Annotated in this window: 25 protein-coding genes and 1 tRNA gene; 10 read left to right on the top strand and 16 right to left on the bottom strand. The window is 64.0% G+C overall.

Annotated elements, in window-relative coordinates; all coding sequences use genetic code 11:
• Nucleotides 1–106: 106 nt before the first annotated feature.
• Nucleotides 107–613 (top strand): hypothetical protein, encoded by a 507-nt coding sequence (locus WCE35_RS03615; RefSeq protein ID WP_424591973.1) that lies wholly within the window; start codon nt 107–109, stop codon nt 611–613.
• A gap of 487 nt (nt 614–1,100) precedes the next feature.
• Here WCE35_RS03615 and WCE35_RS03610 read toward each other — a convergent pair whose 3' ends face one another.
• From WCE35_RS03610 to WCE35_RS03600, 3 genes are all read right to left on the bottom strand, one after another.
• The gene (locus tag WCE35_RS03610; protein ID WP_424591972.1) at nt 1,101–1,529 is read right to left on the bottom strand and encodes a hypothetical protein; all 429 of its coding nucleotides are present in this window, start codon (nt 1,527–1,529) and stop codon (nt 1,101–1,103) included.
• 168 nt (nt 1,530–1,697) lie between these two features.
• Nucleotides 1,698–2,228 carry a gamma carbonic anhydrase family protein gene (locus WCE35_RS03605; RefSeq protein ID WP_424591971.1) on the bottom strand — a complete coding sequence of 177 codons (531 nt, stop codon included), beginning with the start codon at nt 2,226–2,228 and terminating at the stop codon, nt 1,698–1,700.
• A gap of 124 nt (nt 2,229–2,352) precedes the next feature.
• A complete protein-coding gene (locus tag WCE35_RS03600; RefSeq protein WP_424591970.1) occupies nt 2,353–2,682 on the bottom strand; it encodes a DUF6949 family protein in 330 nt (109 codons plus the stop codon).
• Nucleotides 2,683–2,905: 223 nt separating this feature from the next.
• Between WCE35_RS03600 and WCE35_RS03595 the strand changes: the two genes are divergently transcribed.
• The gene (locus tag WCE35_RS03595; protein ID WP_424591969.1) at nt 2,906–3,619 is read left to right on the top strand and encodes a hypothetical protein; all 714 of its coding nucleotides are present in this window, start codon (nt 2,906–2,908) and stop codon (nt 3,617–3,619) included.
• 180 nt (nt 3,620–3,799) lie between these two features.
• Here the strand turns inward: WCE35_RS03595 and WCE35_RS03590 are convergent, their stop codons facing one another.
• The 4 genes from WCE35_RS03590 to WCE35_RS03575 form a co-directional block, all read right to left on the bottom strand.
• Nucleotides 3,800–4,018 (bottom strand): DUF3126 family protein, encoded by a 219-nt coding sequence (locus WCE35_RS03590; RefSeq protein WP_424591968.1) that lies wholly within the window; start codon nt 4,016–4,018, stop codon nt 3,800–3,802.
• 126 nt (nt 4,019–4,144) lie between these two features.
• Complete coding sequence (cysE, locus tag WCE35_RS03585; RefSeq protein ID WP_424591967.1) at nt 4,145–4,972, bottom strand: serine O-acetyltransferase; 828 nt, start codon at nt 4,970–4,972, stop codon at nt 4,145–4,147.
• 204 nt (nt 4,973–5,176) lie between these two features.
• Complete coding sequence (locus WCE35_RS03580; protein ID WP_424591966.1) at nt 5,177–5,929, bottom strand: alpha/beta fold hydrolase; 753 nt, start codon at nt 5,927–5,929, stop codon at nt 5,177–5,179.
• A gap of 56 nt (nt 5,930–5,985) precedes the next feature.
• Nucleotides 5,986–7,134 (bottom strand): hypothetical protein, encoded by a 1,149-nt coding sequence (locus WCE35_RS03575; protein WP_424591965.1) that lies wholly within the window; start codon nt 7,132–7,134, stop codon nt 5,986–5,988.
• Between the two features lie 236 nt (nt 7,135–7,370).
• Between WCE35_RS03575 and WCE35_RS03570 the strand changes: the two genes are divergently transcribed.
• Nucleotides 7,371–7,616 carry a zinc-finger domain-containing protein gene (locus WCE35_RS03570; RefSeq protein WP_424591964.1) on the top strand — a complete coding sequence of 82 codons (246 nt, stop codon included), beginning with the start codon at nt 7,371–7,373 and terminating at the stop codon, nt 7,614–7,616.
• A gap of 7 nt (nt 7,617–7,623) precedes the next feature.
• The gene (locus tag WCE35_RS03565; protein ID WP_424591963.1) at nt 7,624–8,826 is read left to right on the top strand and encodes an FAD-dependent monooxygenase; all 1,203 of its coding nucleotides are present in this window, start codon (nt 7,624–7,626) and stop codon (nt 8,824–8,826) included.
• 15 nt (nt 8,827–8,841) lie between these two features.
• Here the strand turns inward: WCE35_RS03565 and WCE35_RS03560 are convergent, their stop codons facing one another.
• Complete coding sequence (locus WCE35_RS03560; protein ID WP_424591962.1) at nt 8,842–9,294, bottom strand: twin-arginine translocation pathway signal; 453 nt, start codon at nt 9,292–9,294, stop codon at nt 8,842–8,844.
• 172 nt (nt 9,295–9,466) lie between these two features.
• On the opposite strand from WCE35_RS03560, the gene WCE35_RS03555 reads away from it, so the two are divergent.
• A tRNA-Leu gene (locus WCE35_RS03555) sits at nt 9,467–9,553 on the top strand.
• Between the two features lie 505 nt (nt 9,554–10,058).
• On the opposite strand, the gene WCE35_RS03550 is transcribed toward WCE35_RS03555, so the two are convergent.
• Nucleotides 10,059–11,096 carry an adenylate/guanylate cyclase domain-containing protein gene (locus WCE35_RS03550; protein ID WP_424591961.1) on the bottom strand — a complete coding sequence of 346 codons (1,038 nt, stop codon included), beginning with the start codon at nt 11,094–11,096 and terminating at the stop codon, nt 10,059–10,061.
• Nucleotides 11,097–11,269: 173 nt separating this feature from the next.
• On the bottom strand, nt 11,270–12,874 hold the full coding sequence (locus WCE35_RS03545; RefSeq protein ID WP_424591960.1) for an ABC transporter substrate-binding protein: 1,605 nt from the start codon (nt 12,872–12,874) through the stop codon (nt 11,270–11,272).
• Nucleotides 12,875–13,139: 265 nt separating this feature from the next.
• Here WCE35_RS03545 and WCE35_RS03540 point away from each other — a divergent pair, with 265 nt between their 5' ends.
• The 4 genes from WCE35_RS03540 to WCE35_RS03525 all read left to right on the top strand — a co-directional run bounded on the left by WCE35_RS03540 (nt 13,140) and on the right by WCE35_RS03525 (nt 17,972).
• Nucleotides 13,140–14,270 carry a M20/M25/M40 family metallo-hydrolase gene (locus tag WCE35_RS03540; RefSeq protein WP_424591959.1) on the top strand — a complete coding sequence of 377 codons (1,131 nt, stop codon included), beginning with the start codon at nt 13,140–13,142 and terminating at the stop codon, nt 14,268–14,270.
• A gap of 92 nt (nt 14,271–14,362) precedes the next feature.
• A complete protein-coding gene (locus tag WCE35_RS03535; protein ID WP_424591958.1) occupies nt 14,363–15,304 on the top strand; it encodes an ABC transporter permease in 942 nt (313 codons plus the stop codon).
• Nucleotides 15,305–15,316: 12 nt separating this feature from the next.
• Nucleotides 15,317–16,207: an ABC transporter permease gene (locus WCE35_RS03530; RefSeq protein WP_424591957.1), complete on the top strand. Its 891-nt coding sequence runs from the start codon at nt 15,317–15,319 to the stop codon at nt 16,205–16,207.
• Nucleotides 16,208–16,322: 115 nt separating this feature from the next.
• Nucleotides 16,323–17,972: an ABC transporter ATP-binding protein gene (locus WCE35_RS03525; RefSeq protein WP_424591956.1), complete on the top strand. Its 1,650-nt coding sequence runs from the start codon at nt 16,323–16,325 to the stop codon at nt 17,970–17,972.
• Nucleotides 17,973–18,002: 30 nt separating this feature from the next.
• Here the strand turns inward: WCE35_RS03525 and WCE35_RS03520 are convergent, their stop codons facing one another.
• Genes WCE35_RS03520 through WCE35_RS03495 form a run of 6 tightly spaced genes read right to left on the bottom strand, consistent with a single transcriptional unit; the run spans nt 18,003 to nt 24,177 of the window.
• Nucleotides 18,003–19,517 carry an amidase gene (locus WCE35_RS03520; protein ID WP_424591955.1) on the bottom strand — a complete coding sequence of 505 codons (1,515 nt, stop codon included), beginning with the start codon at nt 19,515–19,517 and terminating at the stop codon, nt 18,003–18,005.
• Between the two features lie 44 nt (nt 19,518–19,561).
• Nucleotides 19,562–20,305, bottom strand: coding sequence for an ABC transporter ATP-binding protein (locus WCE35_RS03515; RefSeq protein WP_424591954.1), 744 nt, complete (start codon nt 20,303–20,305; stop codon nt 19,562–19,564).
• Nucleotides 20,253–20,987 carry an ABC transporter ATP-binding protein gene (locus tag WCE35_RS03510; protein WP_424591953.1) on the bottom strand — a complete coding sequence of 245 codons (735 nt, stop codon included), beginning with the start codon at nt 20,985–20,987 and terminating at the stop codon, nt 20,253–20,255. Before WCE35_RS03510 ends, WCE35_RS03515 begins: the two co-directional genes overlap by 53 nt.
• The gene (locus WCE35_RS03505; RefSeq protein WP_424591952.1) at nt 20,987–22,036 is read right to left on the bottom strand and encodes a branched-chain amino acid ABC transporter permease; all 1,050 of its coding nucleotides are present in this window, start codon (nt 22,034–22,036) and stop codon (nt 20,987–20,989) included. Before WCE35_RS03505 ends, WCE35_RS03510 begins: the two co-directional genes overlap by 1 nt.
• A 15-nt stretch (nt 22,037–22,051) precedes the next feature.
• Nucleotides 22,052–23,293 (bottom strand): substrate-binding protein, encoded by a 1,242-nt coding sequence (locus tag WCE35_RS03500; protein ID WP_424591974.1) that lies wholly within the window; start codon nt 23,291–23,293, stop codon nt 22,052–22,054.
• Nucleotides 23,294–23,319: 26 nt separating this feature from the next.
• Complete coding sequence (locus WCE35_RS03495; RefSeq protein WP_424591951.1) at nt 23,320–24,177, bottom strand: branched-chain amino acid ABC transporter permease; 858 nt, start codon at nt 24,175–24,177, stop codon at nt 23,320–23,322.
• Nucleotides 24,178–24,725: 548 nt separating this feature from the next.
• On the opposite strand from WCE35_RS03495, the gene WCE35_RS03490 reads away from it, so the two are divergent.
• On the top strand, nt 24,726–26,239 hold a 1,514-nt coding region (locus WCE35_RS03490), incomplete at its 3' end, for a M81 family metallopeptidase (RefSeq protein ID WP_424591950.1).

The raw sequence follows: 26,239 nt of genomic DNA, 5'->3' as shown, positions 1-26,239 counted from the left end.
GTGTTTTGTGGGGATTTTGCCATGCAGCACGGGCATAACGGGGTTTTAGGGCGGCCGAGGGTGTGGTATTCGGGAACTCTAGAATCAGGTCCGGCTTTGGAGTCGCATGATCGAACTCACCCCCCGGAACCCTGTGCCCAGCGTCGGCATCGGCGTACAGCCGATCGCCATCGCCGCCGTGGCGCTCGTCGTCGTCGTGCTCGGAACGAGCTCGATCGCGCTCTGGCGCGCCTACACCGGCAATTCGCCTGAAGCGGATCGCGCCGCTTCCGCCCGTCTGCTGCAGGCCCGGACCGCGCAAGCCTCCGAGCAACTGGTCGAAAAGACCAGGGGCCTGGAGGCGACCCAGCAGGAATCGATCGACCAGTTGCAGGTCGTGCAGGACCAGTTGCAAACCGTGCGCCGCCTCCTCGCCTCACAGCAGGGCGATACCAGGAAGCTTTCCGAACAGGTCGGCACGCTCACCGAGGCGATCGCCAGCCTGCGACAATCGTTCGCGAGCGCGCAAGCCACCGAGGCGGCGGCAGAGCCGGCAGCGCGCAGGAAATCGGCCAAGCCGAAACCGCACGCGATCAGGAGCGCGCATCGCAAGCGTGGCAAATCGCAGGGCTGACCGCTCACCCGTCGGGCATGCGATCATCGGCGAATAGTCCCGTCGGTGCCGGTGGTTTGTGCCATCCTCCCAACTGCATTGCCAGTCAACATCAGACATTGGTTTAAGTGCCGTTGACACGGTCGCGCGACGCCGCGCGGGGGGCCGCCCGGTTGGGAACGATATCGGCGCGACCGAAAGCTTCGCTCCGTCCTGCGATAAAAACGCTGGCCGCGATTTTTCTCCGCCGTTTGTGATCTGCTTCACACTTGTACGTACGATTCCGGGGCAAGCTGTGGATCACCGGATGGCGTAAGCCGATTTCAATATCCGGGGCTGGCAAGGTCGTTGACGGTATACTGCGTCGACGGCCTTGTTCTTTTTTAGCTTCCAGGAATCTCCCGCATCCAGAAGCCCAGGTGCCGGCAACGCCGGGGCCGCTTTGATCATTCCGGAAAAATCCAGCGCGCGCCAAGTTTCGCCGCATGGCTTTGCGCAGACACCGCGATCAGCCGCACACCTGCACCGGCCGGATCCGCCAGCCGTAGCGGGTGAGCACGCGCTGCCGAACGATGTAGCAGCCACCATCGCCGTAATAGTAGCCGTCATCGTAGCCGGCGTAATACGGATAGTCATAGTAGCCGTAGCCTAGGCCGACGCCGATGACGAATGGAAATCGGTGATGCCGAAATCCGTGGCGGAAGCCGGGATGGAAGCCGCCATGGACATGTTGGGCTGCGAGAGTTCCGCCGCCAACCGTGCCGCCGCCGACCGCAACAGGGTGCCAGCCGGCGCCGCCCATTCCAATTCCGGCGGCATGGAAGTGACCGCCGTGGATGCCGCCTCCGTGGAAGCCGCCGCGGGCCGACGCTGTTTCCACCGTCAGAATGCTGACCGAAGCCATCGCCATCAAGGCGACCATCGCTTTACGCAACATCTCACGTCCCTCCTGATCGTTTGGCTAAATGTACGACGCCTCCCTTGTTCCACCGATGCAAATCTAGGACGTGTCGTTGCCCGCGTCCGGCACGATCTGCTCACTTCTGCGCGACTGGACATGCCGGCGCGGCAGACGCAAGAGACGACCCCTTGAGCGGGTTGCAGCTCAGCCGATCTTCTTCAGGCCTTTTTTGAATCGCGGCCCGTTGATGGTGTAGAATTTCGCCGTGCTTCCCATCGCCTTGACCTGCGTGGGTTCAAGCGTGCGGATCACGCGTGCGGGCGAGCCGATGATCAGGGAATGTTCGGGATATTCTTTGCCCTCGGTGATCACGGAACCGGAGCCCACGATGCTGCCGCGGCCGATCCTGGCGCCGTTCATGACGATCGAGCCCATCCCCACCAGCGCGCCGTCCTCGAGCGTGCAGCCGTGCAGGATCACATTGTGTCCGACGGTGCAGTTCCTGCCGATCGTCAGCGGAAATCCGCGGTCGGTGTGACAGGTCGAGTTGTCCTGGACGTTGGAGCCTTCGCCGATCTCGATCCACTCATTGTCGCCACGCAACACTGCGCCGAACCACACGCTCGTCGAGCTCAGCAGGCGAACCTTGCCGATCACAACGGCGGTATCGGCGATAAAGTAGTTTCCGTCTGCGGGGAGTTCGGGCCCTTGCCCGTCAAGCTCGTAGATCGCCATGCAGATCTCCTGTTCGCGGCGACCTTGGCAGGCGGCTGGCGCGTATTCAAGCGACGCCTGCCCCGCACCGAGACCGCGGGCCGGGTGGCGGTTCGCATGCAGGGACCCGTCAGATCGTGACGTCTCAGGCCAGCAGCCCGGCGGCGCGCAGCGTCATCAGGAAGAACGTACCGGACATCAGGCTCCAGAATCCGGCGATCACGGTCGCTACCATCACGAATTCGAAGCGGCGGCGCTCGATGCGCGCTCCAAGCAGCGTGTTGCGCATGATGATAAAGGGCGCGGCAAAGACCAGGAACGGCACCGCGGCGAAGGTCTTGGGCGCGGCGCCCTCCTGCAGCAAGCCGAAACCCGCCGGGCGCTGCGCCATGGCCTGATATCCGCTGGCCAATGCGCCCGCGAGCGCGAAGCCGATGCAGAGCGTGAACAGGGAATTGAACGCCTCGGGCGACATCAGGAACTTCCGCTACCCAACCAACCAGCCCCTGCTTTGGCAAAATTGGCCGCCGGCCGCTACATCATCCTTAAGGAAAGGTTAACGGCCTTAAGCCAGCCGCCTCGTTTGCGCATGGCTCGCGGCTCGATCGCTCCGTTGCGATCATGCGGAAATCGGCCGGCCCATGGCATATTCGGGTAGTGATTCGCCGTTAGCCACGAACCTGACCGATGCCTCGTTGATGACATTGCTTTCGACGGCCCAGCTCATCGCCCGCGACACCCGCAAGGATCCGCGCGGCCACATGGTCCCGATCATGCTCGCTGCGACGGTAACCATCGGTGCAATCGCGCTGATCGCCTATCTGTTGTGGCCGACCTGGGGAACAGACCCTTCGGGCGGCCCGGCGCGATTGCCGGTCAGCATCGGCGGAACGCTGTTCAACGTACCGACGGCGGCGGTGCGAATGAAGATCCAGCGTCACACCGGGCCGCAGGAACGCGTCGATCTCCATTTCAGCTTTCCCTCGCTCGAACCGCCGGAGCCGCCAAAGCATGTCAGCGCGGACACGGTCGAGGAAAAGCCGCAACCGATCGACCGGATATTTTTGTCGATCGCGGCACACCATGACTCGCTTGCGCCGGATATCCGCGTACGCACCATCTATCCGCGATATCTGGAGCAGGCCGCGACGCCGGTGGACGACGGACTGACGATGCGCGCGTTTCGCGACGGCTCGCCCTACGGCGGCGAAGATCTGTTCACCGCAAGCACGCCTGGACTGAACGCGCGCTGCACGCGTGACGCCGCCACGCCCGGAATGTGCCTGAGCGAACGACGGATCGACGGGGCGGACCTTACATTCCGCTTCCCGCGCAGCTGGCTCGCGCAATGGCGCGCGCTGTCCGAGACGATGGAGCGTTTGACGCTGCGGATGCACGGGCCAAAGGGATAGTTCTGACGCGATTCGTTCGCAGTTTCGTCGGTGGGCAAAGCCACCGGGTCGCGAATGCGCGCCCGGTGACAGGCCCTGCGTGCCCGCCAAACCCTCATCGATCATTGAGGATTGCCGCGATGGGCGCGGCGCAAACGCGCCTTTGCCCGCCCTGCGATGTCCTTGTCCACCCCGAAATACTCAGCCCTGGTCGGCCAGATCTTCTTCCAGGATCGCCATCTGAAACTGGAATGAGCGATCGTCATCTTCATCATCGACGAACAGCACGCCGATGAACTCCTCGCCGATATATACCTCGGCCGAGTCATCCTTCTTCGGCCGCGGCACGACGCGAATCTTGGGATTGCCGAACACGCGCTTGAGATAGGCGTCGAGCTTCCTGACTTCCTGTACGTCCACGGCGGTCTCCAATCGGATCGAGGCTTTCCCGGAAATTTTAGGACGAGACGGCGCCGACCGCTAGCCGTATCTTCGCGCCGCTAGCGGTATCTTCTCCGCGATTGACTGGTCAGAAAGCCCTTGAAATCAAAGCCCGATCGCGTTGAGCATCTGATCCATGGTGCGCGACGGCTCGGCGCAGCCGGCCTCGCCGACGATCTTGGCGGGAACGCCGGCCACGGTGACGTTGTGCGGCACCGGCTTGACCACGACCGATCCGGCGGCGATGCGCGCGCAGTGGCCGATCTCGATGTTGCCGAGAATTTTCGCGCCCGCCCCGATCAGGACGCCGTGGCGGATCTTGGGATGGCGGTCCTCGTTCTCCTTGCCGGTGCCACCGAGCGTGACCCCGTGCAGGATCGAAACGTCGTCATCGATCACGGCCGTCTCACCGCAGACGAAGCCGGTGGCATGATCGAGGAAAATGCCGCGGCCGATCCTGGCGGCGGGATTGATATCGGTCTGGAACACCGCCGAGGAGCGGCTCTGCAGGTAGTAGGCGAAATCCCTGCGGCCCTTCTGGTAGAGCCAGTGCGCCAGGCGATGGGTCTGCAGCGCATGAAAACCCTTGAAATAGAGCAAGGGGTCGATGAAGCGCGAGGTCGCGGGATCGCGATCATAGACGGCGACCATATCGGCGCGGAACGCGTTGCCGAGATCCGGCGCGTCGCGCAGCGCCTCGTCATAGGCCTGGCGGATCAGGTCCCCCGAAAGCGCCGAATGATCGAGCCGCTCGGCGAGGCGATGCACCACCGAGTCCTCCAGGCGATCGTGATGCAGCACGGTCGAATAGATGAAGGAGGCAAGCTCGGGCTCGCGGCGGACGATGTCTTCCGCCTCGTTGCGCACGCGACCCCAGATCGGATCGAGCGCCGCCAGTTTCGCACCCTGCGGATTGACCTGATGCACTGCCATGGGCTGCCCTCGCAATTCGAATGTCCGAGTGTGCATTATAGCACGGCGGGCGGACAATTGTCCCGGGGCGGCTTCGGCGAAAGCAAACCCCGGCCGAACGCCGTTCCAGGCGACACCACATTCAGGTGGTCGGGAATTTCGGAAAATCAAGCGGGTTTTCCGGCAACTACCGGCGAATTTCGGCGCCGCGACCGGGTCGCCCGATCAATCTTGGCGTGAGAGAAAGTCCAGCACGCCCGCCTTGTAGACCTTGTCGCCGACCGCCCGCATATGATCGCGGTGGGGTATATCGAGCACTTCCGAGCCCGGAATGATTTTTCCAAGCGCCTGCGCCGAGCCCGCGATTTCATCGGCGGTGCCGACCGCGATCAGAACCGGCACGGCGATCCCGGCGGCCTCATCTGCCGTCATCAGGCGCCGCGATCCGCGCAGGCAGGCGGCGAGCGCGCGCCGATCGGAGCGGGTCTGATCGGCAAAGGCGCGGAACGTGCGCCCGACCGGATCGGTCACCGCTTCCAGCGATGGCGCCTCCAGCGCGGCCGCGACGTTCTCGCCGGGGCCGCCGCCTTCGATCATCCCGATGCCGATGCCGCCGAGGATCGCCGATCGCAGCCGCCGCGGTTGGCTGAGCGCGAGCACCGCGGTCATGCGCGAGCCCAGCGAATAGCCCATGACATCGGCGCGCTCGAGATCGAGATGGTCGAGCAGCGCGAGCACATCATTGGCCATCATCGCGATGTCATATTGCGAGGCATCGTAAAGCTTGACCGAGTCGCCATGGCCGCGATTGTCGAGCGCGATGACGCGGCGGCCGTCTTTCTTCAGCTCGGAAACCCAGGCGGGATAAACCCAGTTCACGTTCTTGCTCGAGGCGAAGCCGTGCACCAGCACGATCGGATCGCCCTCGCCTTCGTCGAGATAGGCAATTTCAACGGCGCCGTTGTGAAAACTCGGCATCACCAGTTCCATTTTTTGGGGATCAGGGTTTGTCGATCGATGAAATGATCGCAAGCCTAACCGTGCACGGCAGCGCTTGCCAGCAATTGGTCGGCCGGCGCGCGGGCCGCGGCCAGTTGCCTTCGCAGCCGCCGCGCTTTCCTGCGCCGCAGCCAGGCCATGGTCAGACGCTCGGTGGTCGCCTTGATCGACGACAGCAAGCCGAACAGCGTGAGCAGCGCGCCGAACACCCACATCGTCAGATTGAAGGCGCCGGCCGCCAGCAGCAAGGCGCCGCGGCCGAGCAGTTTCAGAATCGCGCGGGTCTGGCCACCCTTGGATTCCGCCAGCCGCGCCGCGCGCGCGACATCCTTCGGCCCCTCGGCGACGCGCAGCGTATCGAGCGCGCCGCGGGTGCCGGCCTTCTCGCCGACGCGGCCGACATCCTTGGCGAGACGGACCAGTCCGCCGGCCTTCTCGGCGCGGAACGCCGCCTTGATTGCGCTCACGGTCTCGCCCGGCCGCATCACCGATCCGGACGCGACCGCCCGCTGCAGCATCGGCGCGTCGACGACGTCGCGTGCCGAGCGGCCGGCCCATTGCGTCAGCCCCTCGCCCAGCCGACCGACCTTGCGGGCGTCCTTGACCAAGGTGAGCCCGGCCCGCACCGGCACGGCGCCACCGGCGGAGACATAGGTCGCCGCCGTCACGGCAAGGCCGGCGGTGGCAAGGCCCAGCACCAGCCGGTCGGTATCCTCGCCCATGGCCAGATGCTTGCTTTCGCGCACCACGTCCCTGATGTCGCCGAACACGAGGAGATCGCCGGCGACCGTGCCCGACAGGCTCGCGACATCGTCGGCCGATCCGGTCACAAGACCGGTGGCAAAGCGCTTTGCGAAATGCGACGTGGAATTTTCCTCGGCGACCGCGTCGCTGACGCGTTTCGACAGGTCATCGCCGATGGCGATGTTCTTCCCGCGCGCCAATTCGACAAAGCTGTTGGCGAGATCGGCGTCCTCGGCGGCCAGCGCCGCCTCGATGTTTTGCCGGACCAGCGCCTGATTGCTCCGCAGGGCAAAATCGACCTGGATATCGGCCAATCGTGCCGGCTCATCCTGCACCGCCAGGATCGCAGCGGCGTCGCGGGCGTGCGGCCACAATGCCGCGCCGACGGCCATGCTGACTGCCACGCCTGCCAATGCCACACTGAGCCGCGCCCGTTTCATCCCGAAAAACCCAAATTTCCGCTTCCCTGAAAATAGTATGCCGCTTTTGTGACACAACCGCCCCGACGAAAGAAGGGCTTCTCTCGGATGACAAGATTGTGTCGAATTTGCATGAGCAAATGGTTCGCTGGGGGCTCTGGGAATCACCTGCACCCGTCAGTATGGTGCCGCGGCGTTCGAGCGCGTTGCGCGGCGGGGATTGGGTTTGTCCGCCATTGCCACGCAAGGTGAATATGATGTCTGACCAGATCGTCCCGCACTTCCACAACGATGCCGGCGTTTCGGTGATCGAGATCGGCTCGCATGAGTTCATGTGCGTGGGCGCCAATCCGCCGTTCGATCATCCGCATGTCTTCCTAGATCTCGGCAATGACAACGAGATCATCTGCCCCTATTGCTCGACGCTCTATCGCTTCGCCGCCGACCTTCCCGCCGGCGAGGCCCGGCCTCCCGAATGCGTGCTGAAAGACAAGGTCGCCTGACCGGTCGGTGGCGGTTGCACGCACCATCATCGTCGCTGGTGCCGGGATCGGAGGATTGACCGCGTCGCTGGCGCTGGCCGCGCGGGGCTTTCGGATCATCGTGCTCGAAAAGGCCGAACGGCTGGAAGAGACCGGCGCCGGCCTGCAGCTTTCCCCCAACGCCAGCCGCATCCTGGTCGAACTCGGATTGCAGGGGCGGCTCGCCGCGCGCGCGGTGACGCCGGATTCCATCAGCATCATGAGCGCGCGCGCGGGCGGCGAAATCCTGCGCCTGCCGCTCGGCAAAGCCGCGGCGTTTCGCTTCGGCGCCCCCTATTGGGTGATGCATCGCGCCGATCTGCAGGCGGCGCTGCTCGCCAGGGTCAATGAAGTCCCCGATATCGACCTGCGGCTCGGCTGGCAGTTCGAGGACCTGGCCCGGCACGCCAGGGGACTGACGGTCGTTCAGCGCAGCAACGGCGCCCGCCGGCAGGAACTGGCGTCAGCGCTGATCGGGGCCGACGGCATCTGGTCGTCGGTCCGGCATCATCTGTTTCCGGAAGTGCGGCCGCAATTCTCCGGCCTGATCGCCTGGCGCGGGACGCTCGATGCGACCGCGTTGCCGCGCGAACATACCTCGCCGCGCGTGCAGCTGTGGATGGGACCGAAAGCCCATCTCGTCGCCTATCCGATCGCGGGCGCGCGTCAGGTCAATGTGGTCGCGATCGTGCCGGGGACGTGGAACCGGCCCGGCTGGAGCACGCCGGGCGACGCCGCCGAGCTCAAAAGCGCGTTCGCGTCATCGCGATGGCCCGCCACCGCGCGCATGCTGATCGGCGCCGTCGATGGCTGGCGGAAATGGGCGCTGTTCACGATGCCGGACATCGGCGAATGGTCCGCCGGCGCGGTCGCCCTGCTCGGAGACGCCGCGCATGCGATGCTGCCGTTTGCCGCGCAGGGCGCGGCAATGGCGATCGAGGATGCGGCGGTGCTCGCCGGATGCCTCAGCGACAGCGCCGGCGAAAACGTGGCGGGCATTCCGGCGGCGTTGAGGCGCTATGGGCGGCTGCGGCGCTCGCGCGTGCTGCGGGTCCAGCGCGCCGCCCGGCAATCGGGGCGGATCTATCACCTCTCGGGAGCCGCGGCCCTGGCGCGCGACCTCACCATCAGGGCGATGGGCGCAAATCGCATGCTGGCGCGACAGGACTGGATCTACGATTGGCGGGCGTGAGAATTCGCGGGCAATCTAATGCACGCCACCGGTGGGCCGTGACCCCGGACGCGCGCCCTTGATGCCGGCCGGTGGCGCCGCCGCCACGGCCGGTTTCGCTTCCTGTTTGGATTCCAGTTTGGATTCCTGGCACTTGTTGCGCCGCCACGCCTGTTCGGCGAGCCTGGTCTGTCCACGCACGGTGACGTAGTCGTTTTGATAGGCGAGTACGGATACCACCGATCCGGCAGCGCCGGTTTCCGCCTTCGCCATCAGGCCCTGCAGCTCCGCGCCGCGAGAGGCGAGCCGCTGGCGCTCCGCCTCGAGCTGCTTGCAGTCGTAGAGATCGTATTTGGCGGGATCGGCAAACGCTGACGTCATGCCGTCGCTCATCTCGGCGCAGCCGGAAACGCCAAGGCCGAGCGCCAGCAGCGCCAGCCAGCCGGCGGCGCGTGGTATGAGCGGGAGATGGGAGGCGCGAACGGACATCGGACCTTCATAACCGGACAAACTTGAGATTGCCTAAAGCAGGCACCGGTGTCGGGATTGAGGCTTTGCGTTGGCCCGTCCGGCGCTTTAAGGAGAAGATACGCTTGGCAGCCGACGATCCTGCATTCCGTTTCGCCGGAAAACGCGCTAAGTATCTGATCTCGCGATCAAAGCGGACGTGGCGGAACTGGTAGACGCAAGGGACTTAAAATCCCTCGATGGCAACGTCGTGTGGGTTCGAGTCCCACCGCCCGCACCAGCGCATTTGGAAGATCGACAGCGATCCACGCCCAACCGATCAGGATTCTGTCGCTCCAATCAATCCTCCGGAAAACTCACGCGGCGACGGCCTGCGGTCCAGGAGCCCCCCGTCCAAAGGAGACGTGCCGATATCTTCAGCGCGCCGCGTCGACCAGCAATGCCTGAATACGGCTTAACGACCTCGCCATGACGACCGTAAAATGCGCCGAAATGCATGAAGGTCTTTCTAACCATTCTGCCGGGAAACGACTGCGCTTCGGCTGATCGTGTGACTTTACCCGTACCGAAACAGGAACTCTTCATGTCTGGCTTGCAAAGCTTGGCACCTCAACGACAAAGGCACGCCATGAGTATCTCAGCGGTCAGTTCACCATCGATATTGCCCATCACGCCCGAGCGAAGCGAACCCAGGCCCGATCGCGACCGGGATTCCGACGGCGGCCGTTCGGTTCGACAGTCAGCCCAAACCGTTCCGGCGCCGAGCAGCGGGAAAATCGTCGACCTCACGGCGTAACGGTGCAGCCGGCCTTTCGCCGCTCGACGGCAAACACTTCCACCCCGGCGGCGCGCCCACGCAGTTGCGTTGGCCCCAGCGCCTCGACAACGAGGTCACCGCCGGGATGCACGAGGCCGAGGAGATCGGCGGAGACAAGCAACGCACGGCCAGCGTCCTTGCAGTGTTCCTGCAACCGCGCTGCGACGTTCACCGTGTCGCCGAAATAGGCGATCTGGCGGTGCGAGTCACCGCACTCGCTGATCACCACGAACCCCGCATGCAAACCCGCGCGAAAGGTCGGCACCAGGCCGAACTCACGGCGATACAGCTCCGCTCTTTCCGCAATCCTGTCCTGTATGGCAAAAAAGCAGTCGAGGTAACGTCGCTCCGACACCTTGGTCGCAACCCGCCACGTTACGATCACCTCGTCCCCGACATAGGCGTGCACCTCGCCACCATGGGCGAGGATCGTCTCGTCGATGTCGAAGAAAAACCGGGTGAGAAGCTGATGCATGCGCAACTCGCCCATCTGCTCCGCCAGCGACATCGATCCGGCGAGGTCGAGGAACAACAGCACACGCTGTTCCCGGGTCGGCCTTCGATAGCGGCCGAGCACCACATTGAGGAGGACCCGGCTGCCGACCATGCGGACCAGTTCGAAAACGGCGCCGAAGAAAATGGACATGACAAAGGCGATGCCGACGATTCGAGGGAAGTCGGTGGCGAGCCAGGCAGCCTTGATCCCTTCGCCGTAGAGTGCGACCTGCAAGCCCGCCGCGACCGTCGCAACGACGATCGCCATGACCACGGACTGCACGGCAATCTCGACGACCAGCGGCCATCTGCTCACCCATTCACTGCTGCGCGATGTGAAATAAAGATGAACCGCCCAGCCGGAGAGCGCCACACCGATCCCGTGGGTACCGCTGCGCAGGTAGTACGCGACGGTGGCTTCGATCGACGGGTCAAAAAAGTAGCGGAAGGCGCAGCCCCCCAGCAAACCAATCGCGGCCACAACGATCCAGGGTGCCAAAGTGCGCCGCATGTTCCCTCCCCATGTCCTGGCCAGGCAGGCATTCGATAGCACATCGAGGCAGGCGACCGGCGATTTCGGTTCGACGAACGACAGCGGCGCCGCTGGAATGGCGGCGCCGTTCGAAATTCGTACAGGGATACGCGGGCTGCGATCGCGCCGATCAGGCGCGCCCCACCCGCGCCTCACTCCGACTTGTCGATGTTCCAGAAGATCGGCGTCGCCGGGCCGTCGAGCACGCCCGACAGCGATTTCCGCCACACACTCGGCTGGATGTATTGCCCGAGCGGGATGTAGATCACCTGCTCATAGGCCTGCTTCTGGATGTCGGCGGCGATCTTCTTCTGCTCCTGCGGCGACGATGAACGCGCATAGGCGTCCTTCAACTGTTCGATCCTGGCGTCTTCCGCCCAGCCGAACCAGCCGCCATTCTTGCCGCGGCCGCCGATCGAGAAGTTGGCGATCGGGTTCAACACGTCGGCCGCGACCCAGTTGGTGAAGAACATGTTCCAGCCGCCCTCCTTCGGCGGCTTCTGGCTGGCGCGGCGGGTCACCACCGTCTGCCAGTCGGTCGCCTGCACGTCCACCTTGAAGCCGGCTTCGCGCAGCAATTGCGCGGCGACGATCGGCTGCGCCTTCAGCGTGACGACGTCGCCGGGCGCCATGATCACGATCGGCGTGCCGTCATAGCCGGATTCGGCGAGCGCCTTTTTCGCGTCCGCCATGCCATTGCCCTTGATCAGCGTCGCCGAACCTTCGTCCGTGGCGAGCGGCGTGTCGCAGATGAAAAACGCGCCGCACATCTTGTAGTATTGGGGATTGCCGACCAGCGCATCCAGCACGTCCTTCTGGTTCATCGCCAGCAAGGCGGCGCGGCGAACCTTGACGTTGTCGAACGGCGGATGGAGGAAATTCATCCGGCCAAGCGTCTGGAAACCGAACTTGTTCAGCGTTTCGACCTTGAGGTCCTTGTTGGCCGTCAGCAACGGCAGCATCTCGAAGGCCGGGCTCTCCATGAAGTCGATGTCGCCGGATTGCAGCGCGTTCACCGCGGTCTGCGCATCCGCCATCGTGATCCATTCGACGCGGTCGACCTTCACCACCTTGCCGCCGGAGGTCCAGCTCGCCGGCTCCTTGCGCGGCACATAGTCCGTGTTCTTTTCATAGACCGCCTTCACACCCGGCTGGAACTCGGCCTGCACGAACTTGAAGGGACCGGATCCGACCTGCTCCTTGATCTGCTGCCCCGCCGGCGTCTCCGCCAATCGCTTCGGCATCATGAACGGCACATAGGACGATGGTTTGCCAATCGATTCCAGCACCAGCCCGTAGGGTTCCTTCAGTTTCAGCGTGATGGTTTTGGCGTCGGTGGCCTCAATGCTGGCGGTGAAATCCATCAACTTCTGGCCCATATTGTCGACCCGGCCCCAGCGCTTCAGCGAGGCCGCGCAATCCTCCGCCGTGACCGGCGCGCCGTCATGCCACTTCAAGCCGTCCCGCAAGGTGAAGGTGTAGGTCAGCTTGTCGTCAGAGACTTTCCAGTCCGCCATCTGCGGCTGGACCTTGAAACTGGAATCGGTCGCCAGCAGCGTGTCATAGACCATGTAGCCGTGGTCGCGGGTGATGTAGGCGGTCGTGAAGCCGGGATCGATCACCCGCAAATCCGAATGCATCACCGCGGTGATGGTCTTGCCCGCGGCCATGGCCTGCGATGCCAGCGCCAGCGAAAGGGCAACACCCGACAGGGCCGAGGCTAACGTGGGACGTTTCCGACGCGAGATGTGGAACATTCGATCTCTCCTGACGTGAAACTGGTCAAAACCCGATGATAAGTTATGCATGCGGTTCGTTCTTTGGGCGAACTAACACGCTGTAAATCTTGGCTATTTGAGACTTGCACCAAGCGCGCGGCGCGTCAATCGGGTTTTGCCGATAGATCCGCTTCGCAGACCCGCGGCCGGCGCCGCGCCGACGTTCCACTTTACAAAATCGTCGGGGATCATTCTCGTAGCGTTACCGAGCCAAATTCGCGTGTCCAGAAATCAGGATAAGCCCATGAACCCAGCCAATCTTCCCTTTGATTCCGAAGCCATGCTGCAGGGACTGCGCGGCTGGGTGGAATGCGAAAGCCCGACCTTTGATGCGCCCGCGGTCGACCGGATGCTCGACCTTGCCGCGCGCGAGATGGCGATCATGGGTGCGACCATCGAGCGCATCGCAGGCCGACAAGGTTTTGCCGGCTGCGTCCGGGCGCGCTTCCCGCACCCCAGGCAAGGCGAGCCGGGCATCCTGATCGCCGGCCACCTCGACACCGTCCATCCCGTCGGCACGATCGAGAAACTGGCCTGGCGGCGTGAAGGCAACAAATGCTTCGGCCCCGGCATCTTCGACATGAAGGGCGGCAATTACCTCGCGCTGGAAGCGATCCGGCAACTGGCCCGCGCCGGCTTCACGACACCGCTGCCGGTCACCGTGCTGTTCACGCCGGACGAGGAAGTCGGCACGCCGTCGACCCGCGACATCATCGAGGCGGAGGCTTCGCGCAACAAATACGTGCTGGTGCCGGAACCCGGCCGGGCCAATAACGGCGTCGTCACCGGCCGTTACGCGATCGCCCGCTTCGACCTGGAAGCCACCGGCAAGCCCAGCCATGCCGGCGCCGCGCTGTCGGCGGGCCGCTCCGCGATCCGCGAAATGGCGCGGCAAATCATCGCGATCGACGCCATGACGACCGAGGATTGCACCTTCTCCGTCGGGATCGTGCATGGCGGGCAATGGGTCAATTGCGTCGCCACCACCTGCACCGGCGAGGCGCTCAGCATGGCCAAGCGCCAAGGCGATCTCGATCGCGCCGTCGAACGCATGCTGGCGCTTTCCGGGACCGACAACGGCGTCACGTTCAAGGTGACGCGCGGGGTGACGCGGCCGGTCTGGGAGCCCGACGCGGCCACCATGGCGCTGTATGAAAAGGCGCGGAATTTGGCCAGGGCGATGGGCCACGAGCTGCCCCATGCCAGCGCCGCCGGCGGCTCGGACGCCAATTTTACCGGCGCCTTGGGAATCCCCACGCTCGACGGATTGGGCGTGCGCGGCGCCGATCCGCATACGCTGAACGAACATATCGAGGTCGACAGTCTCGCCGAGCGCGGCCGGCTGATGGCGGGCCTGCTGGCGACGCTGGAGTGATGGCACAGGAATTGCTCGCCTGATACATACGGGCGGGGGACGAAATCCTCGCCGGCCAGCGAGACGGTCGGCGATAGCAGTGATGGAGAACGATGCTCGGATATCTGCTTCGCCGCATCCTCGCCGCCATTCCCGTGATGGGCGTGGTGGCGCTGTTCGTGTTCTTGCTGCTGCGGCTGACGCCGGGCGATCCCGCCGCGATCCTCGCCGGCGATAACGCCACACCCGAGCAGCTCGAACGCATCCGTGCCTCGCTTGGCCTGAATGAACCACTTTACACCCAGTTCTTCACCTGGATCGGCAAGCTGCTGCATGGCGATCTCGGCGTGTCGCTGATTTCGAACGTGCCGGTGCTGAAGATGATCGGCCAGCGCGTCGAGCCGTCGATCTCGATCGCGCTGTCCACCATCGTTCTTTCGATCCTGGTCGCGGTGCCGCTCGGCGTGATCGCGGCGTGGAAGCACGGCACCTGGATCGATCGCTTCGTGATGGCGCTGTCGGTTCTCGGCTTCTCGGTTCCGGTATTCGTGATCGGCTATGTGCTGATCCAGGTCTTTGCGATCGATCTGCGCTGGGTGCCGGTGCAGGGTTTTCGCAGCATCACGGCGGGTTTTGGGCCGTTCTTCGAGCGCCTCATTTTGCCGACCTGCACGCTGTCCTTTATCTATGTCGCGCTGATCGCGCGCATGACGCGCGCCTCGATGCTGGATGTGCTGGGCGAGGACTATGTCCGCACCGCGCGCGCCAAGGGCATCAGCGAGAGCGGCGTGCTGCTGCACCACGCGCTGCGCAACGCCGCCGTGCCTGTCATCACCGTGATCGGTACCGGCTTTGCGTTGTTGATTTCCGGCGTCGTCGTCACCGAAAGCGTGTTCAACCTGCCGGGCATCGGCCGCCTCACCGTCGATGCCGTATTGGCGCGCGACTATCCTGTGATCCAGGCGATGATCCTTTTGACGTCGGCGATCTATGTCGCCGTCAATCTCCTGATCGACGTCGCCTACACCCTGCTCGATCCCAGAATCCGCTACTGAGGTGCGCACCTGATGGCGATCGAAATCCTTCCCGAACCGTCGATCCCGATCACCACGCCGTTCCGGCCAGGACTCGGATTCCTGACGGCGACGCCGATCATCGCGGTCGCAACGATCTGCCTGTCGCTGGTGATCGCGATGTCGATCTTTGCGCCGTGGCTCGCGCCTCACGATCCGCTGCTGCTGGCGCCGGCGCAACGGCTGAAGCCGTCGAGCGCCCAGTTCCTGCTCGGCACCGACGGCTATGGCCGCGACGTGCTGTCGCGGATTCTCCATGGCGGACGGATTTCGCTCCTGATCGGCCTGGGCGCCGCGGTGTTCTCGATCGGCATCGGGCTCGTGATCGGCCTCGTCTCCGGCTTCTTCAGATGGGTCGATGCCGTGCTGATGCGCATCATGGACGGGCTGATGGCGATCCCGGGCATCCTGCTCGCGATCGCCGTGGTGTCGCTGTCGGGCGCCAGCCTGATGACGGTGCTGGTCGCGATCACCATCCCCGAGATTCCGCGCGTGGCAAGGCTGGTGCGCTCGGTCGTGCTGTCGGCGCGCGAGGAGCCCTATGTCGAGGCCGCGATCTCGGTCGGCTCCAGCCTGCCCAAGATCATGTGGCGGCATCTGATGCCGAACACGGTCGCCCCATTGATCGTCCAAGGCACTTATGTCGCAGCCTCCGCCATCCTCACCGAAGCCATCCTGTCCTTTCTCGGCGCCGGCATCAGCCCGGAGACGCCGACCTGGGGCAACATCATGGCCGAGGGCCGCGCCTATTTTCAGGTCAAGCCGTCGCTGATCTTCTGGCCGGGCCTGCTGCTGTCGATCGCGATCCTCAGCGTCAACCTGATCGGCGACGCCGCGCGCGACGCACTCGACCCCCGCATGAAACAGCGGGGAAGCGGGAAATGAAACTCTCACCACGTCATTGCGAGGAGCGAAGCGACGAAGCAATCCAGTGCGGTGGCGCGGCAAAGGAAGCTGGATTGCTTCGCTTCGCTCGCAATGACGTTGAGAGAGCGATGAAATGACCAACCTCGTCCTCGACATCGACAACCTCATCGTCGGCCTCGGCAAGAATCCGCGAGCCGACCGCATCATCGACGGCATCTCTTTGCAGGTGCATCAAGGCGAAACGCTGTGCCTGGTCGGCGAAAGCGGCTCGGGCAAATCGGTGACCTCGCTGACCGTGATGGGCCTGTTGCAAAAGGGCGCGCTGGCGCCGGCGGGCGGCAGCGTCAAGCTGGTCGGCGAGGAATTGCTCGGCGCCGGCGACCGGCGCCTGCGGCAATTGCGCGCCACCACCATGGCCATGATCTTCCAGGAACCGATGACTGCGCTCAACCCGGTGATGCCGGTCGGCCGCCAGATCGACGAGGTGCTGCGCGTCCACACCGATCTCGACGCGCGGGTGCGCCGCCAGAAGATTCTGGCGATGATGGAACAGGTGCGGCTGCCCGAGGTCGAGCGCATCTTCGCCTCCTATCCGCACCGGCTCTCGGGCGGGCAGCGCCAGCGCATCATGATCGCAATGGCGCTGGTGCTCGAGCCGAAACTCCTGATCGCCGACGAGCCGACCACCGCGCTCGACGTCACCACCCAGAAGCAAATCCTGACCCTGATCCGCGACCTGCAGCGCGATCACGGCACCGCGGTGCTGTTCATTACCCATGACATGGGCGTCGTGGCCGAGATTGCCGACCGGGTCGCGGTGATGCGTCATGGCCGGCTGGTCGAGACCGGTCCGCTCGACACCATCCTGCGCACGCCCTCGATGGAATACACCCGCAACCTGCTCTCCGCGGTACCGAGCCTCGTGCCGCGCGCGCCACGCGCGGACACCACCGAGCCGGTGGTGCTGGAAACCAATGATCTGGGCAAGATCTATCGCGAGCGTACGTTCTTCGGCAAAACGCGCGAGGTAGCCGCCGCCAAGGACGTCACGCTCACCTTGCGCAAGGGCCGCACGCTCGGCCTCGTCGGCGAGAGCGGTTCCGGGAAGTCGACGGTGGCGCGCTGCATCGTCCGCCTGATCGACCCGACCTCCGGCGGCGTGCGGCTGGCCGGGCACGAAATCTCTGACCTGTCGCGCCGGCTGCTGCAGCCACACCGCAAGCACATCCAGATCATCTTCCAGGACCCCTATCGCTCGCTCAATCCGCGCGTCACCATCGGCGAGACCATCGCGGAAGGGCCGATCAATTACGGAATGCCGCGCGCCGACGCGCTGGCGAAGGCAGGCGAGCTGCTCGAACTGGTCGATCTGCCGCCCGACGCGATCTCGCGCTACCCGCACCAATTCTCTGGCGGCCAGCGCCAGCGCATCGCGATCGCCCGCGCGCTCGCGCTCGACCCCGACGTGCTGGTCGCCGACGAGGCGGTCTCCGCGCTCGACGTTTCCGTGCAGGCGCAGGTGCTCGACCTGCTGGACGAGATCCAGCAGCGGCTCGGCATCGCGCTGTTGTTCATCACCCATGATCTGCGCGTCGCGGCGCAAATCTGCGACGATGTCGCCGTGATGCAGCATGGCCGGGTAGTGGAACAGGGACCGGCCGCGCAAGTGCTGACCCATCCGCAGCAGGCCTATACAAGCGCGCTGCTCGACGCCGCCCCCGGACGCGGCTGGGATTTTGCCAATTTTCGGCCGGTAGCGGACGGTGCCGCGGCGACCGCATAATCCCCCTCCCGCAACGCGTCAGCGCGGCGGTTACATCATGGCCCACTCACCCGCCTGCTCAAAAGCGTAGGCCGCGCGATAGATCGTGGGCTCGTCCCAATGCTTGCCCACCAGCATCATCGACACCGGCAGCCCATCGGACATGCCGCATGGGATCGCCATCGCGGGATGATGTGTGATGTCGAACGGGGCGGTGTTCGAGATCATGTTGAGCGCCCGCTCGACAACCAGCTCACGCGGTGCATTCGGTGGTGGCAATTCGTGGGCTTTGATAGGTGTAGTCGGCATCAGCAGCAGATCGTACTGGGCCAAGGCGTGGTCATAGGCAGCAGTCAGCAGGCGCGTGACGTTCATCGCCTTGCCGTAATAACGGCTGCCATGGTATTTACGGATATAAGTGCCGAGCAACGTGAACAGCTTGGTCGTCTCGCTCAACTCGTTGGCCCGGCCGCGCCAGTTGCGGTGGAAATCCATCAGGCTGGTGACGTAAAGATCCGGCCGGCTAACCCCGTAGCCGTCCCCGTGCATCATGGTCTGCGTGAGCCCCTCGACACCGATTGGCGTCCACAAGGCTGGCCCCAGCAGATGCATTGGGATCGAGACCTCGCTGACTACCGCACCAAGCTTCTTCAGCTGCGCCGCCGCTGCCCGCACCTTCGCGTTCACATCCGCCTCCGCGTTGGGCTGCGCGAAGCCTTCGATCACGATGCCGATCTTCATGCCGGCAACGCCGCCCTCCAGCATGCTCGCGTAAGGATGCACCTTCACGTCGTACTGCCGCGGGTCATACCCGTCGGGACCCGCCAGCACTTCCAGCAGCAGCGCATTTTCCGCCACCGTGCGCGTCATCGGGCCGGTGTGGTCGATATAGATCTCGATCGGCATTATTCCGGTGTAAGGCACCAGGCCGTGCGTCGCCTTCATGCCGTAGATGCCGCAGAAGCTGGCAGGCATACGGATGGAGCCGCCCTGGTCGCCGCCGAGCGCCATGTCCGCCTCGCCCCTGGCCACCAGAACGGCACTGCCCGAGGACGAGCCTCCGGCCGAGTATCCCCTTTTGTGCGGATTATGCACAGGACCTGTCGCGTTGGTGTGACTGCCACCGGAGAGGCAGAAATACTCGCAATGCGCCTTGCCCAGGATCTTGCCGCCGGCATCCAGAATGCGGTGCACCACGGTCGCGTCGATGTCGGGAATATAGCCTTCCATCGTGGCGGCCCCGTTCATCATGGGCACGCCGGCCAGCATGATGTTGTCCTTCAGCACGATGGTCTTTCCCTTGAGCTTGCCCTCGGCCGCCCCATGTACCGTGGTTTTGACATACCAGGCGTTGTACGCGTTCTCATCGCCGGTCGGCCGGTATCCTGGCGTGCGGGGATAGCGGACGGCGGGAAGATTGTCCGCCATCGAGTCCACCACATTGTAGGCGGCGATATTGGGACCGAGGAGTCCGAGGAATGACGTGACGTCGGCATCGGTGAGATCGAGTCCGATATCATCTGCGATATCAAGCAGCTGCGACGGGGTGGGAAGTTGGACGGCCATTCTGGATTCCTCCGTTTCGGTTTGGGTGTCGGCGAAACCGTGGTTCAGGGGGCTAGAAAGCGCAGCAAGGCAGGATCGTCGCGCACGGCCGCGGACGGACCCTCGAGCGCGATAGTGCCGCGCTCCATCACATAGACGTAGCTCGCCACCCGCAAGGCGAGCTCCACGTGCTGCTCCACAAGGATCACACACATTCGGCTGGCAAGCTCGGTCATACGGTCTGCGATCTCCTCGATGACGCCGATCCACACTCCTTCGGTGGGCTCATCGAGCATCAACAATTTGGGCCGGCCCAGCAGCGCGCGGCTGACCGCCAGCATCTTGCGCTCCCCGCCGGAGAGTGTTGCGGCCGTTTGCCCGAGGCGCGCACCAAGCTTTGGGAAGAAATCCAGCACCTCGTCGATGGCACCGCGATCGTTTCGTCCTGCAGCACCCAGCAGCAGGTTCTCCCGCACCGTCATTTTGGCAAAGATCGCATGTTCCTGCGGCACGTAGCCGATGCCGCTGCGCGCCCGCCGCTCGGGCGGCATCGCGTTCGCAGGCTGGCCGTCAAAACGAATGCTGCCAGACATGGGGCTGATTTCACCAGCCAGTGTTTTCAGCAGCGTGGTCTTGCCAGCACCGTTGCGACCAAGGATGGCGACGGCCCCCGTGGGAGGGGTTGCCATTGTCAGCCCGAACAGAACCTGGCTGCGGCCATAGCCTGCGCACAGGTCGCTCACCTGGAGGATGGGATCAGACACGGCTGGTATAGATCTCCTGCACGCGTGGATCGCGCTCAATCTCATCGATGGTGCCAGAGCCGATGACGCGGCCCTGGTCGAGCACGGTGAGCCGGTCGCAGATGTTCTTGATGAAGTCGAGGTCGTGCTCGACGATGATGAGCGTACAGTCGGGCTTGATCGGTTCGAGCAATTCGCCGGTCACGCGCCGCTCCTCAGGGCTCATGCCGCCGGTCGGCTCATCCAGCAGCAGCAGCTTGGGCTTTGGCGCCAGCGCCATCGCGATTTCAAGCCATTGCTGTTCGCCGTGGCTTAGCTCGCCCGCAAGGTCATCGGCCCGGTCGGCCAGGCGAAAACGGTCGAGGGCCACCATCACTTCGTCGTTGAGCCGCAAGCGGGAGGAGCTCCGCAACAGCTGCCAGCTGGTTTCGGCCGATTGCAGCGCCAGCAGGACGTTGTCATAGACCGACAACTCGGTCAGCACCGCGGTGATCTGGAATTTGAGGCTAAGGCCGTTGCGCGCGCGCTGATAGGGCGGCATCTCGGTGATGTCCATCCCATCGAAACGGATCGTGCCGGTGGTCGGGAAATGCGCGCCGGCGATCGATTTGAGCAGCGTGCTCTTGCCGGAGCCATTGGGACCGATCAGGCCGTGGAATGTGCCGGCCTCCACCAGCAGGTCAACGCCGTCCAGCGCGCGCAGCGGTCCATAGACCTTGGTGACGGCGGCAATCTCCAGCAGCACCATCAGTGTGCCCCTCGCCGCACACCGAAGGAACCGATGCGCTCGCGCGCAGAGACCATGAGCCCGAGCAGCCCGGTTGGCTGGAACATGACCACCACGAGTAACACCACGCCCAGGATCACGGGCCAAAACTGGCGGATCGCATCGGTGTCAGCAAGCACGTAGCTAAGCAGCTCGATCGCGACCGTCCCCAGCACTGGCCCGATCAGCGTTCCGCTGCCGCCGAACAGGCAGTAGATCACGGCGGTGGTGGACAGGCCCGGCCCCAGATTGCCTGGGCCGGTGAAGCCCTGGTGGTAGCTATAGAGCGCGCCGGACAGGCCTGCGATCATGCCGGCGAAGATGAACACGATGGCCTTGAAAACCTGCACGCGATAGCCGAAGAACGCCAGGCGCTCCTCATTCTGGCGCATGCCAGCAAGCACCAGACCGAGTTGCGAGCGCACCAGCACCCTGCTTGCGGCATAAACCAGCACGAGCGCTGCCAGCGCCACGGAATAGAAGGCGGCACCTTCCACGAATTCAAAGCCGCCGAACGCCATGAGCTTGATGGACGAAAGGCCGTTGCCGGCGCCGACGTACTGCCAGCCTGATACGAGGCGCTCCGCGGCATATGCGCCCGTCAGGGTGCCGAAAGCCACGAAGATCGATGTCGGCGTCTTGCGGCCCAGCAGCAGGAAGGCCGCCAACGCCGCGGACAATAGCCCGCCGATCAGTATGGCCAGCGGCAGCGTGCCCAGGAGCTGACTGAAATCAAGGTCACGTCCGACCAGAGCCACGACATAGCCAGCGGCGCCGAAGAAAAGCGCCTGGCCGAATGACATGATGCCGGAAAAGCCCCAGCACAGGTCGAAGCTGATCGCGAACAGCGAGAGAATGACGATGTTCGTCATCAACGTCACGAGCGCGGCGCGTTCGGCCAGAACGAAGGGTGCCGCGACGAGCAAAACCAGCACCACGAGCTCGACGATCGGCAGCACGCGGAAGGCAAGCTTCCTGCTACCCCTGACCTTTCGAGCTTGCGCACCGCCTCGCGTCGTCGCGACACCCATCAGATCAACACTCGATCAACACTCCCGCGGATCGACCATGTCGGCCTTGTCGATGACATCGTAGCGGGTCTTGCCGGCTTCGCTCTTGCAGACCGCGATGTACATGTTCATTTTCGCATGATAGTGGCCGGGCACCATAGCGGCGCCGCCGCCCGGGCCTTGGCTGAGGACAGCATGATCGAGCGCGGCGGCGACCTCCTCTCGGCCGAGTTTGCCACCAGTCGCCTTGACGGCTTCCTCGTAGAACTTCACGCCGCGATACATGCCCGTGGCGGCGCTGCCGGCTGTGAACAGGTACTTCGTGTCAGGAAATTTCTTTGCGTAGCCTTGCTGCAGCTTCTGGCTGAATGGATCGTCGACCGCCTGGAAATAATCAAGGCAGCTGATCAGCCCTTCCATTTCGTTGGCGGGGTGGTAGTTCAGCAGATTCTCGTCGTAGTAGACGCAGCTGAGCACGCCACCATTCTTCTGGAAGCCCGATTCGTAGAGCTGTTTGACGAAAGGCTGGAGGCCCGGCGGGATGACCGTGTTGAACACGCAATCCACCTTGCCGTCCCTGATCTTGCTGATGGTCGCTGAATATTCCGCCTGATCGAGCGGATAGTATTCCTCGAACACGACCTCGCCCCCATTGGCTTCGATCACCTTGCGGGCATATTTGTTGAGCAACTGAGGCCAGACATAGTTTGCTGACGGCATAGCGAAGCGCTTCTTGCCCAGCGTTTTCATGATGTAGGGAATCAGGCGGTCGCACTGCTGTGCCGGTGAGGGGCCGGTGTTGAACAGAAATTTGGTGCATTCCTGGCCCTCGTAGAGCTGCGGGTAGATGTAGAGTGTCCGGCCCCGGTTGACGATCGGGTCCTTGATGGCCTGGCGCATGGCGCTGGTGATCCCGCCCAGCACTACGTCGACCTTGCGCTCCTGGATCAGCTTGCGGACGTTTCCGACGGCGATTTTCGGATCGGAGGCTGTGTCTTCCAGGTAGAGTTCGATCGGCTGCCCCAGAATGCCGCCTGCGGCGTTGATCTGCTCGACGGCGAACTGCGCCACCTGCCAGTTGGCGTTGCCGGAAGGAGCGATGGCGCCCGTGATGTCAGTGGCGATGCCCATCTTGATCGGGCCCGCCGCGTGAGCCCAGCGCGGGCGCAGCACCCAGCCGCCCGCGAAACCCGCGATCCAGCCCGCTGCGGTCAGCGCGCCGGCGCCAGTGAGGAAACGACGCCGGTCCATGCCGCGCGCCCGATCTGTTCCGTTCATCCTGAACACTCCCCTGGTTGACTTCCCTACAGTCGGCCGACCGTGATGAAACCCTGCGGACGCAGCCTCACGACGGCAAGCGCGATTACGAATACGAGCGGGTCGGCGAGTACCGGGATCACCACCCATGGCAAGCCCGCCGCCATGGCGCCCACGGCGATGGCGCCGAGCACGGGCCCTTCGAATGTGCCGACACCTCCAAGCATCACGGAAAGGAACGCCTGCACGAGAAAGCGGATGCCGATATCGGCCGAGAGTTGATAAAGCGGCACGATCAGGGCGCCGGCCAGTCCCGCGAGCGCAGCGCCGAAGGCGAAGGTAAGTGCGTAGAGGCGGGCCGTGGAAATGCCGCATGCGCGCGCGAGCATCGGGTTTTCCAGGGCGCCGCGCACGCGTAGTCCGATCGATGTTCGGGACAGCAGCAACCAGCTGCCGGCGATCACCACCATCGTGGTTGCGATGACAAAGGTACGCCAGATGGAGAAATCGAGATTACCCACGCTGAAGGCGCCGCTGATCGGCTCCGGGATCGATTTGTAGTGCCCGCCCAGCAATCCGCGCACGATCTCCCGGATGATCAGCCCAATCGCATAGGTGCCGAGCATGGCGATGATCGGCACCGCGTAGAAGCGTTTGATGATCGTGCGTTCGAGCACCAGCCCGACCAGGCCCACCACGATCGGTGCTGCGATGACCCCGGGCCAGGTGCCGAGGCCGTACTCATCGCTGAGATAGACCGTGTAGGCGCCCAGCAGGACCAGTTCGCCATGCGCGAAATTGAAGATGCCCATCATGCTCGCGATCACGCCGAGCCCAAGAACGATCAGCACCATGACCGAGGTGAAAGCGAGGATGTCGAAGGCAAGTTTGATCGCGAAATCCATCCAGTCTCCCGTGCCGCCCAATCGGATGGGCGGGAGTCATGAGGTCGGTAGCGTCAGTCGATGTTCAACCAGCAATGAACCTCAGCGTCTTTTCGGCTTGCTTCTTCGGCACGGCCAAGGATGCCATCTGGATAACGGAGATGTCTACGCCTTTTTCCCCCTGTGTGTACCGAAAACACTATCCGTGTTGGTGACGTGACGGAATCATCTACGCTGGGTTGTAGGAGGGTTGAGTCGAGGACGGAATCCGCCGTGCCAACCACAACACGGGCGCATGTTGCGCCATCATTTACGGCATGCCGAATGATCGTCGATCTTGCGCGGTTGACCTGGAGCGGCGGATTACGCCCTGTACCCTTCATGGCATTCGAGGTCGGTCTGACTATAGAACGATCTAACAGGCCGATCTGCCGGGAGCCATCTTGTTCCGCCCTGTGCCGCAAGCCAATCCGGACGCTCACACGGCATGCAAAACGGGATTGCTTCACAGCTTGCGCTCCTCGCGATCACGGGGCTAACGTCATCAGGACATTTTTGAGACCCTGTTCATGACCCGCATCGCCATCGGCGGTTTTCTGCACGAGACCAACACCTTCGCGCCGACGAAGGCGACCTATGACGATTTCGTGCATGGCGGCGGCTGGCCGGCGATGGCCCACGGCGCCGACGTGCCCAAGGTGATGCGCGACATCAATATCGGCATGGCGGGTTTTGTCGTCGCGGCGGAAGCGGAGGGCTGGGAGTTGGTGCCGACCATCTGGTGCGCCGCAAGCCCGTCGGCACACGTCACAAAAGACGCGTATGAGCGTGTCGCCAAGGTCATGGTCGATGGCATCAGGGCCGCGGGCTCCATCGATGCCGTCTATCTCGACCTGCACGGCGCGATGGTGACCGAGCATCTCGACGACGGCGAAGGCGAGATTCTTGCGCGCGTGCGCCAGGTGGTCGGCAGGGATCTGCCGCTGGTCGTCAGCCTCGACCTGCATGCCAACGTCACGCCGGAAATGGTCGAGCATGCCGACGCGCTGATCGCCTATCGCACCTATCCTCACGTCGACATGGCCGACACCGGCCACGTCGCCGCGCGGCATCTCGCATTGATACTCGAGACGAAGGCGCGTTTTGCAAAAGCATTCCGGCAATTGCCGTTCCTGATTCCGATCAGCTGGCAATGCACCCGCGACCAACCGGCCAAAGGCATCTATCAACAGCTCGTTGCGCTCGAGAGCGAGGCGGTGCCGACGCTGTCCTTTGCGCCGGGCTTTCCGGCCGCCGATTTCGCCGATTGCGGGCCGAGCGTGTTTGCCTATGGCCGGACGCAGGCCGATGCCGATGCGGCAGCGGAGCGGATCGCCGCGCTGATCGAAAGCCACGAGGACGATTTCGATGGCCGCATCTATTCGCCCGACGAGGGCGTGCGCCACGCGATCGAACTGGCGAAGACCACCGACAAGCCCATCATCATCGCCGACACCCAGGACAATCCCGGCGCCGGCGGCAATTCCGATACCACAGGCATGTTGCGCGCGCTGGTCCGCAACAACGCGACCCGCGCCGCGCTCGGGGTGATCTGCGATCCGCAATCGGCCAAGGCCGCGCATGCCGCGGGTGTCGGCGCCTCGGTGATGCTCGCGCTCGGCGGCAAGTCGGGCATACCAGGCGACGCGCCGTACAACGAAACCTTCGTGGTCGAACGACTGTCGGACGGCAAGTTCGTGGCGCCCGGCCCCTATTTCGGCGGCCGCGACATGGACATGGGGCCATCGGCCTGTTTGCGGATCGGCGATGTCAGGGTGGTCGTGAGCTCGCACAAGGCGCAACTCGCCGACCAGTCGATGTACCGCTATGTCGGCATCGAGCCGACCGAGCAGAAAATCCTGGTCAACAAGAGCTCGGTGCATTTCCGCGCCGACTTCGAGCCGATCGCCGAAAAGCTCATGATCTGCGCCGCGCCGGGCGCGATGCCCGCCGATACCGCCGCGCTGCCCTGGACCCGGCTGCGGCCGGGTGTCCGCATCAAGCCGAACGGCCCGGACTTCACCCCGACCACCCAGTCACGCTC

The organism is Bradyrhizobium sp., from assembly GCF_049691595.1.
Classification (GTDB): domain Bacteria; phylum Pseudomonadota; class Alphaproteobacteria; order Rhizobiales; family Xanthobacteraceae; genus Bradyrhizobium.
This window is presented reverse-complemented; position numbering and strand designations above follow the sequence as displayed.